Origin of the sequence: Clostridium sp. DSM 17811 (genome assembly GCF_018861905.1) — a bacterium.
In the GTDB taxonomy this organism is placed as follows: Bacteria; Bacillota; Clostridia; order Clostridiales; family Clostridiaceae; genus Clostridium_AD; species Clostridium_AD frigoriphilum.
In genome coordinates this window covers 17,785-30,743 of the sequence record NZ_JAHLDU010000012.1, presented here as the reverse complement: position 1 = coordinate 30,743, position 12,959 = coordinate 17,785, and the positions used below count along the sequence as shown (strand labels likewise).

11 protein-coding genes are annotated in these 12,959 nt (G+C 30.9%); 9 read left to right on the top strand and 2 right to left on the bottom strand.

The genetic code is table 11. From position 1 onward, the window contains the following. Nucleotides 1-236 precede the first annotated feature (236 nt). Genes KPL44_RS15105 through KPL44_RS15095 form a run of 3 tightly spaced genes read left to right on the top strand, consistent with a single transcriptional unit; the run spans nucleotide 237 to nucleotide 4,207 of the window. Nucleotides 237-1,130, top strand: coding sequence for a carbohydrate ABC transporter permease (locus tag KPL44_RS15105; RefSeq protein WP_407935020.1), 894 nt, complete (start codon nucleotides 237-239; stop codon nucleotides 1,128-1,130). A 13-nt stretch (nucleotides 1,131-1,143) separates the two neighbouring features. Then, a complete protein-coding gene (locus KPL44_RS15100; RefSeq protein ID WP_216251963.1) occupies nucleotides 1,144-1,974 on the top strand; it encodes a carbohydrate ABC transporter permease in 831 nt (276 codons plus the stop codon). Nucleotides 1,975-1,993: 19 nt separating this feature from the next. Further along, the gene (locus tag KPL44_RS15095; protein ID WP_216251960.1) at nucleotides 1,994-4,207 is read left to right on the top strand and encodes an alpha-galactosidase; all 2,214 of its coding nucleotides are present in this window, start codon (nucleotides 1,994-1,996) and stop codon (nucleotides 4,205-4,207) included. A 58-nt stretch (nucleotides 4,208-4,265) separates the two neighbouring features. Here the strand turns inward: KPL44_RS15095 and KPL44_RS15090 are convergent, their stop codons facing one another. Then, nucleotides 4,266-5,153 (bottom strand): AraC family transcriptional regulator, encoded by an 888-nt coding sequence (locus KPL44_RS15090; RefSeq protein ID WP_216251957.1) that lies wholly within the window; start codon nucleotides 5,151-5,153, stop codon nucleotides 4,266-4,268. Nucleotides 5,154-6,026: 873 nt separating this feature from the next. On the opposite strand from KPL44_RS15090, the gene KPL44_RS25815 reads away from it, so the two are divergent. The 6 genes from KPL44_RS25815 (at nucleotide 6,027) to KPL44_RS15065 (ending at nucleotide 12,602) form a co-directional block, all read left to right on the top strand. Beyond that, on the top strand, nucleotides 6,027-6,152 hold the full coding sequence (locus KPL44_RS25815; protein ID WP_301182969.1) for a hypothetical protein: 126 nt from the start codon (nucleotides 6,027-6,029) through the stop codon (nucleotides 6,150-6,152). A 32-nt stretch (nucleotides 6,153-6,184) separates the two neighbouring features. Then, nucleotides 6,185-7,273 (top strand): hypothetical protein, encoded by a 1,089-nt coding sequence (locus tag KPL44_RS25360; RefSeq protein WP_253201794.1) that lies wholly within the window; start codon nucleotides 6,185-6,187, stop codon nucleotides 7,271-7,273. A gap of 381 nt (nucleotides 7,274-7,654) precedes the next feature. After that, nucleotides 7,655-8,335 (top strand): ABC transporter ATP-binding protein, encoded by a 681-nt coding sequence (locus KPL44_RS15080; protein ID WP_216251955.1) that lies wholly within the window; start codon nucleotides 7,655-7,657, stop codon nucleotides 8,333-8,335. Next, complete coding sequence (locus KPL44_RS15075) at nucleotides 8,335-10,842, top strand: ABC transporter permease (protein ID WP_216251952.1); 2,508 nt, start codon at nucleotides 8,335-8,337, stop codon at nucleotides 10,840-10,842. The genes KPL44_RS15080 and KPL44_RS15075 overlap by 1 nt, the downstream gene beginning before the upstream one ends. A 66-nt stretch (nucleotides 10,843-10,908) precedes the next feature. After that, nucleotides 10,909-11,583: a response regulator transcription factor gene (locus tag KPL44_RS15070; RefSeq protein WP_216251949.1), complete on the top strand. Its 675-nt coding sequence runs from the start codon at nucleotides 10,909-10,911 to the stop codon at nucleotides 11,581-11,583. Between the two features lie 2 nt (nucleotides 11,584-11,585). Further along, entirely contained in the window at nucleotides 11,586-12,602 is a 1,017-nt protein-coding gene (locus KPL44_RS15065; protein WP_216251947.1) for a sensor histidine kinase, read from the top strand. A 57-nt stretch (nucleotides 12,603-12,659) separates the two neighbouring features. Here the strand turns inward: KPL44_RS15065 and KPL44_RS15060 are convergent, their stop codons facing one another. Next, nucleotides 12,660-12,797 carry a hypothetical protein gene (locus KPL44_RS15060; RefSeq protein WP_216251942.1) on the bottom strand — a complete coding sequence of 46 codons (138 nt, stop codon included), beginning with the start codon at nucleotides 12,795-12,797 and terminating at the stop codon, nucleotides 12,660-12,662. Nucleotides 12,798-12,959 lie beyond the last annotated feature (162 nt).

Sequence of the window (12,959 nt, the reverse complement as noted above, 5' to 3'; positions counted from 1 at the left end):
ACAAAATAAAGTAAGTAGAGAATCTAAATGTGATATTTAAATTATAGTATACAAAGATTCAAAATAAAGGTAGAACTAACAAATAACAAGATAATTAGGATTGTATGTTTTAAAGTTAAAATTGGTTTTGATAGATAAATTCTTATATTTAGAACAGAATTTATATAGATTAGGGGATGATATTAGTGATTAATTCAGGCATGGTGAAATTTAAGATAAAGCCAATAAAACTTAAAATGAAGCCAACGAAACCACAAATAAACGAATGTCTCTGGGGATGGTTTTTAGTTGCTCCAACAATTATAGGACTTTTAGTATTGAACATAATTCCGATTTTTCAGAATCTATATTTGAGTTTTTTTAAAAATGGAGCGTTTGGAAGAGGTAATATATTTATAGGTTTAGATAATTACAAAACGATGTTATCAGATGTTCAAGTTTGGTATGCATTAGTGAATACACTAAAATATACAATAATTGTTGTTCCACTTACAATTGTATTATCAATGGTTGTAGCAGTTCTATTAAATGGTAAACTAAGAGGGAAATCACTCTACCGTACTATTTATTTTATCCCTATGATGGCTGCTCCAGCAGCTGTAACAATGGTGTGGAAATGGTTATACAATAATCAATTTGGTCTATTAAATGTTTTCTTAAAGAAAATTGGGTTGGGAAGGATAGATTGGATAAGTGATCCCAAGGTGGCAATTTATTCGATAGCAATTATTGGTATATGGAGTGCAATTGGTTATAACATGGTATTGTTATTAGCAGGATTACAAGAAATACCAAAGGATTATTATGAGGCAGCTAATATCGATGGTGCAAATATATTTGCACAGTTTTTTAATATTACATTGCCACTAATTTCACCAACTTTGTTTTTCGTTATGGTAACATCAATTATTCAATCAATGCAGGTATTTGATGTTATTTATATGATGATTGATGTAACTAATCCTGCATACAATAAAACAGTTTCTTTAGTTTATTTATTTTATAACAATTCATTTAAATATTCTAATAAGGGATATGGAGCTGCAATAGTTATGTTATTACTTGTAATTATAATGATTATTACGGTAATTCAAATGAAAGTACAGAAAAAATGGGTTAATTATATGTAGGAGGGAAGAATAAATGGAAACTAAAAAAAGATCGAAAATGATACTTGTTCATAGTGTGTTAATAATAGGTGCATGTATAATGATTTTGCCATTTATTTGGATGATACTTACATCATTTAAATCAGTAACTGAATCCACCTCCATGAATCCTTTTATTATTTTCCCAGGAAAGTGGAAAATTCAAAATTATATTGAAGTAATAAAGCAAAATAATTTTCTAAGTCTGTATTATAATACATTTGCAATGATGTTTATAAGGGTCGTTTGTTCTGTTACATTTAGTGCAATGGCCGCATATGCTTTCGCAAGACTTAAATTTCGCGGAAAAAATTTCTTGTTTGGTTTAGTATTATTCCAGATGATGGTACCAACTCAGATATTCATTATTCCACAATTTTTAATGATTGATAAGCTTGGAATGAGAAACACCGTATTTGCATTAGCATTTCCTGGATTAGTTAGTGCCTTTGGGACATTTTTATTAAGACAATTTTTCGCTGGACTTCCAAAAGAATTGGAAGAAGCGGCAATATTAGATGGATGCAATATTGGTCAAATTTTCATTAAAATAATGCTTCCATTAGTAAAATCAGGATTAATAGCACTAAGTATTTTTACAGCATTATTTGCATTTAAGGATTTAATGTGGCCAATGATTATAAATTCAGACTCAAATGCGGCTACATTATCATCAGCTTTAGCTAAAATACAGAGTGGATATTCAGTTAATTATCCACAGCTAATGGCAGCTTCAGTACTTGCCATATGGCCAATGTTATTGATTTATTCTATATTCCAAAAGCAGTTTATTGAGGGTATATCTACATCTGGTGGAAAACTATAATTATATGGAGGAGGACATTATGGCTATTATTTTTCATGAAGGATCAAAGGAATTTCATATATATAATGAAGAAATAAGTTATATTATTAAAATTTTAGACAATAATCAATTAGGAAATTTATATTATGGAAAGAAGGTACATGATAGAGATTCTTTTTCCTATCTATTGGAGGGAAAACTGAGATCTTTAGCAGCCTATATATTTGAAGATAATTATGAGCTTTCGCTTCAATATACAAAGCAAGAATATCCATCATATGGTAGTACAGATTTTAGATATCCAGCTTTTGAAATCAAGCAAGAAAATGGAAGCAAAATAACAAATTTTGAATTTAAATCTCATAAAATTTTTAAGGGAAAAAGGAAATTAGAAGGGCTACCAGCTACATATGTAGAAGATGATAATGAAGCAGAGACCCTTGAAATTACATTATATGACTCGTTAATACATACTGAATTAGTACTTAGCTATACTATTTATAAGGAGTTACCGGTAATAGCAAGGAATGTTAAGTTTATTCATAAAGGTAAGAGCACTATTATACTTAATAGAGCAATGAGTGTATCTGTAGATTTTCCAGATAGCAAATTCGAAATGATTCATTTAGCTGGTGCTTGGGGTAGAGAAAGGCATGTCAAAATTAGAAAGCTAGAACAAGGAACTCAGGCAATTTATAGCATGGCAGGTGCAAGTAGCTCGGAACATAATCCATTTATTGCTTTAAAGAGAACAAATGTTGATGAATTTAATGGTGAAGTGTATGGATTTAGTTTGGTCTATAGTGGAAATCATTTAGAACAAATAGAAGTAAGTACCCATGATATGACAAGGGTGATTATAGGAATTCATCCTGACACCTTTGAATGGCCATTAAGTGAAGGAGAAGTGTTCCAGACACCGGAAGTGGTAATGGTGTATTCAAATTGTGGTATGAATAAAATGAGCCAAACTTATCATGAATTGTATAGAACAAGATTAGTTAGAGGCCAATGGAGAGATAAAGTAAGGCCAATACTAATTAATAACTGGGAAGCTACAGAAATGGAGTTTACTGAGAAAAAAGTTTTGAAAATTGCAAAGGCTGGAAAAGATTTAGGTATGGAGTTATTTGTATTAGATGATGGATGGTTTGGTAACCGAGATAATGACAAATGCGGTTTAGGGGATTGGTATGTTAAAAATTTCAAAAAATTACCTGACGGTATTACAGGGTTAGCAAATAAAGTTGAAGGAATGGGAATGAAATTCGGTCTTTGGTTTGAACCAGAAATGGTTAATAAGGATAGTGATTTATATAAGGCACATAATGATTGGATTATAGCAACTCCAGGAAGAAGAAGTTCTCCTTCTAGAAATCAGTATGTACTAGATTTTTCTAGAAATGAAGTGGTGGATTATATATATAGTTTAATGGAAAAAATCTTAAGCGAGGCAAAGATATCATATATAAAATGGGATATGAATCGCTATATTACAGAATGTTATTCTTCAGCAGAGAATGCGGAGTTTCAAGGGAAGGTATTTCATAAATATATCCTAGGAGTGTATAATTTATATGAACGCTTGATTTCTAAATTTCCGTATATTTTATTTGAGTCATGCTCTAGTGGTGGTGGAAGATTTGATCCTGGAATGCTGTACTATGCACCTCAGACTTGGACTAGTGATAATTCAGATGCAGTAGAACGGTTAAAGATTCAATACGGTACATCATATGTTTATCCAATTGCCTGCATGGGAGCACATGTAACATCAGTTCCTAATCAGCAGGTAGGCAGAGTTACACCTATTGAAACAAGAGCAAATGTTGCATATTTTGGTGCATTTGGATATGAACTCGATTTAAGTCTTTTGCCAGAGCAAGAAAAAGCAAAAGTGAAAGAACAGGTTGAATATTACAAGGATCATAGAGAACTTATCAGTAAAGGGGTATTCTATCGTATTTCTAGTCCCTTTGAAGAAAATATTACAACCTGGATTGTCGTTTCAAAAGATAAGAGAGAAGCTATAGCTGCATACTATAATGTGTTAAATTCGGCTAATGAAGCTTTTAGAAGATTTAAATTAGTTGGATTAGATGACAATAAAAGATATATAATCAATGGGGATGGAAATAGAATATATCATGGAGATGAATTGATGAATATAGGGATTATTATTGACGAGAAAGAATTTTGTGCCAAGGGTATGGATTTTTCCTCCGTATTATATAATTTAACACAAATAGATTAAAAAGTAGTTTTAAAAAGAGTTGTCGTAAAATTTGATAAAAGGTTTACGACAACTCTTTTTAGTTTCCTTTAGTATTAGAATAACTAATTAATTCATGTTGAGTACGATAAGTTGTAGGACTAACTGTGTAAAACTTTTTAAATACTTTTGAAAAGGTAAGAGGATCATCATAACCAACTTGAGATGCAACGGTACTTACTGGAAGGGTGGTAGTTTTCAATAAACTGCATGCCCTATCAAAACGATATTTTATCAAATACTCTTGAGGCGACAAATTAATATTCTTTTTAAAAATATTGGTTAGATAACTTCTACTAATGCCAATGTAGTTAGCGATATCGTTAATCTTAATATTCTTTTGATAATTGTGGTCAATGAATTCTAGTGCATGTTCTACATATACTTGGTAGGGGTAATCATGGATGTCTTCTAATTGCGTTATGCAGTCATGCTTTTCTTGAATTATTGCTGAGAGAAACATAGATAGGTAACTTTCTCTCTTTAAATCGTTTGCATATGTTAATTTACTTGCATTCAGAATACCATTTATGCACTCTAGTAAAATATCTTCACAATCAAATTTAGATACTCGATTTTCTTTATTAAGGGATGCATAGTTTAGGCAAGTTTCAGCTTTAATACCGTTAAAACCTATCCAAATATAAGTCCATGGGTCTTCTTTGTCTGCTTCATAGTAGGTTATTTCATTGGGATATATAATAAAAGATTCATGTTCGGATAAATTATAGGTTTTACTATCAACATTATAAAAGCCTTTTCCCTTTAAAATATAATGGAGTAGATACTCTGTACGTATAGTAGGACCATATGAATGACCAGGGTCACATTCCTCTATTCCACAATAACTTAAATATAAATCAACAGATTGTTTTTTTAAATATTCGAGACACCTATATCTTGCTGAATTAGTATATTTTGGGTTCATAAGATTTACCCCCAATTATAATTATTTATATATTAATAATTATAACATATAAAGATGACTGGTTGCCCAGTTATTAATGATGTTAGAACAACTACTTGTGAATATTATTTAATTACTAATTTGCGTTGAAGATGTAATGAGTATAATTTAAAAATTAAAGCACATTATGCTATATATGGAAGACATAGTTCCATGTTATAAAGGAGAGGCTGGTTGTAATATTAAGATAGAATATTAGATTACATTATTTATGTAAACGATTTTATATTTAAAAACAAATGTTGCGGCAAATAGGTAAAATAGACTTTATAGATTATCTTATGATGATCTATAAGATAAAAACATAGGGAAAGGAGGTTGTAGTCTGACATACGGACAGATTAGTAATGGCTGAGGTTATATTTTGAATTTTAGGAGGCGTAATAATGTTGAAAAGAAATTCTAAAAAATATTGTACGATCTTATTGGTTTTTTCAATTACACTTGCAAATGTTTTCACTTTGACACCAGTATTTGCGGCAGACGCCATAACTGTAGACTGCGGAAGTACGTTAAGGGGTGTAACTCATTGCGCAAGTGGTTCCCTTTATGGAATGACTGAAACCAAACCAGCTGATGTTGCGGGTCTCATAACTCCGACCCATCCATATGTAATGAGGAATCCGGCTCGGGGGAGCTCTGGCAACCAGCATCCATTTGGTGCTGCAATACCTGTTGCGGGAAGGCTTAGCTCAGTTGCTGGCGCCAAGGTCTCTGTTGATTTGGCGGACATGTTACCAGGTTGGCCATACACATGGCCAGGGATGACAAGCTGGCTCAGCCAGGTGAATTCTTTTATAACCGACATGAAAGCATCCGGTTACTCCAATTATTATGGGATTGAACCATGGAACGAGCCTGATGGCACATGGAATAGCAGCAATGGAGACTTCAATAGCACATTGTGGAAGCAAACCTACAGTGCTATACGTACAAATGCTTCCGGTTATAAAATCGTAGGTCCTTGCTATAGTTATTACGATCATAATAGGATGAGTACTTTTTTGAGCTATTGTAAATTAAACAACTGTATTCCCGATATAATTAGCTGGCATGAGCTTAGTGGAATCGGTTCTGTAGCTAATAATTTGAAAGATTATAGGGCATTGGAAACTTCTCTTGGAATAAGCGCATTGCCTATTAGCATAAACGAGTACTGTGATGCTGACCATAACCTTGAAGGGCAGCCTGGATCGCTTGGGGAATTTATTGGGAAATTCGAGCGTTATAAGGTAGACAGTGCATGTATAACTTGGTGGTTTACAGCTTATCAAAGATTGGGAAGCCTTCTTGCAACTGATACTGAAAAGGGTGCAGGCTGGTATTTTATGAATTGGTATGGCTCGATGACGGGCAACATGGTCAGTGTCTCAGTGCCAAATGATGCAAGTGCAAATATAGATGGTGCTGCTTGCGTGGATTCGGGTGCCAAATATATAAGCTGTGTTTTGGGTGGATCGAATAGTGGTACTGTAAATACAACAATCAAAAATATACCTTCTTTTATCGGATCTACTGCATCGGTTAGGGTTGAAAAGGTTGACTGGACAAGCAAGGATACTGTATGTAGAGGAACAACCACAGTATCAACCTCAAACTACGCCGTATCTAACGGTCAGATTACCGTAGCAATGACAGGATGTAATGCTAGTTCTGGATACCGTATATACATTACTCCGGCTTCAGGTAGTGGCATCAGTACAAGCTATGAAGCTGAAAATGGAACGCTTTCCAATGGAGCGAATATACAAAGTGTAAATGCTTGTTCAGGCGGAAAATGTGTTGGATATCTGGGTGGAACTGGAACGACCAACGGAACAGTAGTAATAAATAATGTCAATGTTGCAACCGCAGGTACTCATTCGATGACCATTTACTATGTTTCATCGGATACACGTACTATATATGTGACCCCTAACAGTGGCACATTTTCAGGGGTTCCATGCACGGGTACAGGCGATTGGACCAGTGTAGCTTCGGTAACAACGAATATTAACTTGAATGCCGGGAATAATATCATAAAATTAGACAATGGTTCCGCGACATGTGCACCTGATATTGATAGAATTGTCATAGATTAATGCTCGGGCACAATTGAATTTAAGGTGGTACTCTAGGGGGTTGTAACAAAACTTAGGTTTTGCTACAACCTCTTTTTTAACTATATTTTTTATATGGTGGATTTATCTTTAGAGTATGAAGTAGTAATTTCTCCATATTCTCAAGATATAAACATTTTATTTTTACTTTTAGTACTGTATAATATAGATCTCTCAATGAACAGTGATATAGTTAGAAACGCTTAGCATGTAACACACATACATATCAACGACCGTCTTTAGGGTGCTTAAATAGCTGCTTACAGGCGGTTATATTTTTTGCTTTAGTTATGTCAGAAGATTGTAAGAAGTTATTGGTAAAATATAAAGTATAGAAAATAAAATAAATTTTGGGGTGAAGATATGAGTATTTTAAAAACGGAAAAATTAGTTAAAATGTACGGCCAAGAACCAACTATAGTTAGGGCTTTAGATAATGTTAGCATTGAAGTAAATGAAGGGGAGTTTGTTGCCATAATAGGTACTTCAGGAAGTGGAAAATCAACTCTATTAAATATGTTAGGTGGGCTTGACAAGCCAACTAGTGGAGAAACAATTATATCAAATAAAAATATTAACAATATGAATGATGAAGAACTAACTATTTTTAGAAGAAGAAATATAGGATTTATATTTCAAAACTATAACCTTGTTCCTATATTAAATGTTTATGAAAATATAGTTTTACCAATAGAGCTAGACGGAACCAAGGTAGATAAAGAGTATGTTGATTCAGTAATTAACACTTTAGGCTTAAAAGAAAAGCTAAATAGTATGCCTAATAATCTTTCAGGAGGTCAACAACAAAGAGTAGCAATAGCAAGGGCGTTAGCTACAAAACCTAGTTTGATTTTAGCAGATGAACCAACAGGAAATCTTGATAGTAAAACTAGTATGGATGTAATAGGTTTATTAAAAACAACTAGTGAAAAATTTAATCAAACTATGGTTATGATTACTCATAATGAAGAGATAGCTCAGCTTGCAGATAAGATAATAAGAATCGAAGATGGAAAGGTTACAGTTATAGGTGGTGAAAAATAATGAAGTTTGAAAATAATAATAAGGAAGTTATTAAAAGAATAACTAACCGTTCTTTAAAAACTAATAAAATTAGAAATATATTTGCAATACTTGCAATTGTTCTAACAACATTTATGATTACCTCTGTGTTTAGTATAGGTATTAGTTTTATTAAGAATTATAAAATTATGAATTTAAGAATACAAGGAACCACAGCTAGTGTAGCTTTAGGAAAACCAACTGAGACTCAAATAAACAAAATTAAAGATTTAGATTTAGCTACAGATATTGGATATGAAATTAATGCTGGAAGAGTTGACTTAGATAGTTTAACTAAAAACAGAACAAAGATTATTATAAAGAATAGCAGTTTAGATAATTTTGAAAAGCAAATCAAACCAGCTATAAGCAATATTAAAGGTAAATATCCAACAGAAGAAAGTGAGGTTATGGCATCAAGAAGGGCCTTAGAGTTTTTAGGAAAAAGTGATGCTAAGATAGGGGATAAAATAGAATTTCCAGCCCAAATAGATGGAAAAGTAGTAAATAAAGCATTTATATTAAGTGGAATATATACAACTTATGACATAGTTCAAGATACTGGTTATTTATTGGTTTCAGAAAAGTTTATAAAGGAAAATGGACTATCTTTAGAAAAAGATGGAAACCTGCTTATTACTTTAAAAGAAAGCAGTAAAGATGCAGCACCAAAAATTTTTAAAAAAGAAGTTAAATTAATTGGTCAGCAGGAGTTTTCTTTTAATTATGATATAACAGATAGTTTATCAGACACAGCAATTGCAACAGCTGGAGTTGCTATAATGATAGTATTATTTATAGTTCTTAGTGGATATCTTCTTATTTACAACGTTTTATATATAGCTGTTAATAAGGACATAAATTTCTATGGCTTACTAAAAACTATAGGAGCATCACCTAAACAAATTAAAAAAATAGTGAAAGGGCAAGCTTTAAGGCTTTCTTTAATGGGAATTCCAATAGGCCTTATTTTAGGAGCAATAGTTTCATTTGGAATTGTTCCAATGGCAATGAGAATATTATTTTCAGGAGCAGAGGCAGGAGCAATGCCAACCGATGTTTCTTTTAGTCCTTTTATATTTTTAGCAGCAGCTTTATTTTCTTTATCAACAGTTATATTAAGCTGTAGAAAACCAGCTAAAATAGCAGGTAATATATCGGAATCAGAGGCACTTAGATATACAGGAGCTAATATTAAAAAGAAGAAGGAAAGAAAGACTACTAATGGTGGGAAACTATATAAAATGGCTTGGTATAACATTTTTAGAGAAAAGAAAAGGGCTATAATAGTGTTCTTATCATTATTTATGGGAATAATAACCTTCTTAAGTGTAAGTACCTTTTTAGGTAGTGTGAAGGTAGAAAATTATATAAACAAATATGTTAAACAGGATTTTACAATACAAAATATAAAGGCTGAAAAAGGGAAGATAGATGATACTTTTATAGAAAAAATAAAATCTATTAAAGGTGTAAATACAGTCTATGGAACAAAAACATCCTTTTTACAATTAGAAATGAATGATGACGTATTATTACCAGCATTTAATGAAATATATAAAAGATTTGGTCAATCACAAGCACAATTAAAGGAATTTTTAGAATCTGCTAAAAAGAATAAAAGCTTATTTTCTAGTTCTATTATTGGAATAGATGATAATTTAATAGAAAGAATTCATAAGGAAGCTAAAGAAAAATTTGATATTGAAGCTTTTAAAAAAGGAGAACTAATATTAATCGAATCTTGGTCGTATGGAGATAACTATAAAAATATTAAGGGTGACTTAACTATTAAAAATACTAAGACTGGAAAAGAAGAAACCTATCCAGTTCAAATTTTCAAAGATAACACAGAGTTCTTACCTCCAGGATTACCAGCATCTCTTGGACTTCCAACTATTTATATGAGTACTTCAGCTTTAGAGAAGCTTGATGAGGCTACAAATAATTATATTTTATATATTGATGGAGAGAAAAAGTATGAACCGAAAATAAATATGGAATTAAAGAAAATGAGTAGTGAACGTGGCCTCTGGTTTGAATCAAAAAGTGAAAAAACAGAAGAGTTCAATAAATCTCAAATAGTAATGAGTGTTTTAGGTGGAGGTATTTCCATAATACTAATATTAATTGGAATACTTAATTTCATAAATATAATGATAACAGGAGTAAATGTAAGATTAAAAGAGCTTGCAATTATGGAGAGCATTGGAATGACTAAAAAGCAAATCAAGAAGATGCTTACCTTTGAGGGGCTTTATTATGCAGGAATAACTACTATCTTAATATTAACAGTAGGAATGGCTGTTATTTATGGAGTTGGGACTTTAACCATAAAAATTGCAGACTATGCTGTATTTACCGTCCCAGCAATAGAAATAATATCAGTAATAATAGTTATTTTTATAGTATGTTTAATTACTCCAGCTATTTTATTTACTAATTCTACAAAGAAGAGTGTAACGGAAAGAATTAGAGGAATAGAATAACCTTACTTAGTGGCATGTTATTGAAAATATGCCACTTTTGGGTATAATAAATACAGGGGTGGTAAAGTGAGTAGGATATTAATTGTTGAAGATGATAAAAATCTTAATAAGGGAGTTGCATTTGCTCTTAAAAAAGAAAGGTATGAGGTTATTTCAGCATATTCAATACTAGAAGGAAAGAACGAAATGCTAAATAGTAAAATAGATTTTCTTCTTTTAGATATAAATCTTCCTGATGGAAATGGACTTGATTTTTGCAAAGAAATTAGAGAAAAAATAGATTTTCCTATAGTTTTCTTTACAGCAAATGATACAGAAGAGGATACGGTGAAAGGCTTTGAAGTTGGAGCAGATGATTATTTAGCAAAACCATTTTCTATTGAAGTCTTAAAGTATAAAATAAATGCTATTTTAAAGAGAAATAAGCCAGCAAATAAAAATAAGTTTGATTGCAATAATTTAATAATAGATTTTGATAGAATATTAGTAACAATAGAAGGCAAAGAAGTTAACTTAACAGTTACTGAATATAAGTTATTAGAAATACTAGCTAAAAATAAAGGTAAGGTAATTACAAAGGATAGGCTTTTAGATAAGGTATGGGATAGTAATGGTAATTTTGTAGACGAAAATACTTTAAGTGTTAATATAAGAAGACTTAGAAAAAAGATAGAAAAGGATTCTAAAAAACCAGAATATATAATTACAGTGTTTGGTATTGGATATACCTTTGGGGAGTAGTGATGAAGACAAACTATAACTTGAAAATGTTAATTTATAAAATTGGAATTATATTATTTTGCTTCTTATTTAATATAACAATTTATTTTAAAACATTAAATATACAGATAACAATTATAACAACAATATTTTCTTTAGGAATAATAAGCTTTATTTTTCTTTATGATATATTATTTAAAAACTACATGACATCTATTTTAGAAGAGCTTTCAGATATGCTAGAAACAATTAGTCATATGGAAAGTGAAGAAGTTTTTTTAACAACGGAAGATACAATTTTTTCAAAACTACAAAGCCAAACTACAAAATTAACTAATTTATTAATATCTCAAAATAAGGAAATAGAAGAAGAAAAAAATGAAATAAAATCTTTGATTTCAGATATTGCCCATCAACTAAAAACTCCATTAAGCAATATAAAAATGTATAGTGAGTTTTTACAGGATGATAATTTAAAAGAAGACGAAAGAAAAGAGTTTAATACTATAGTTTTATTTTCATTAAATAAGCTAACATTTTTAGTTGAAAGTATGATAAAAATGTCAAGGCTTGAAAGTGGAGTTATTGGATTGAAATTAGAAAAAGATTCATTAAACGAAACAGTTTTATTAGCTTTATGCGAAGTTCAGAAAAAAGCTAAAAATAAAAATATACTTATTTGCTTAAATGAAGTAGATAAAATTATTATTAATCATGATAAAAATTGGTTATCAGAAGCAATATTCAATATCTTAGAAAATGGAGTTAAATATACAAAAAATGGTGGAAGAATTGATATTACAATTAAAACCTATGAGGTCTTTTGCAGGGTTGATATAGAAGATAATGGAATAGGAATAAATGAGGATGAGTTTCCTAAGATATTTTCAAGGTTCTACAGAGGTAGAAATATAGGAGATGCTGAAGGTATAGGAATTGGACTTTATTTAAGTAGAGAAATCATAATGCAGCATGGGGGATATATTAAGGTAAATTCAAATAATGGTGGGTCAAAATTTTCTATATTTTTACCTAAATGATGTCTTGAAAAATATCTTTTATTACATTTTCTAAACTCAAGCTTATACCCTCCCAATTTATTCGTTCTTTAATATTTGATATAATGTAGTTTCAGGTATTACTTGAATATCTAGACCATTTAAAATCATATCTTCAGCTTTTTTTTTGCTTAGAGCTTTTTCCATCTTTAATTGAAATACAATAGGAATTGTCACCTAGGATCAGATAACTTGTATCCTTGGTAATACCGTTTTTACATATGCCACCAACATTTGCGACGTATTGCATGGCAGTCGTTCTACTATCAAGAGTATGAATATTGTGATGATAAAGAAAATAAACATAAATTTAAAAAATGGCTTATATCAAGGTCTATA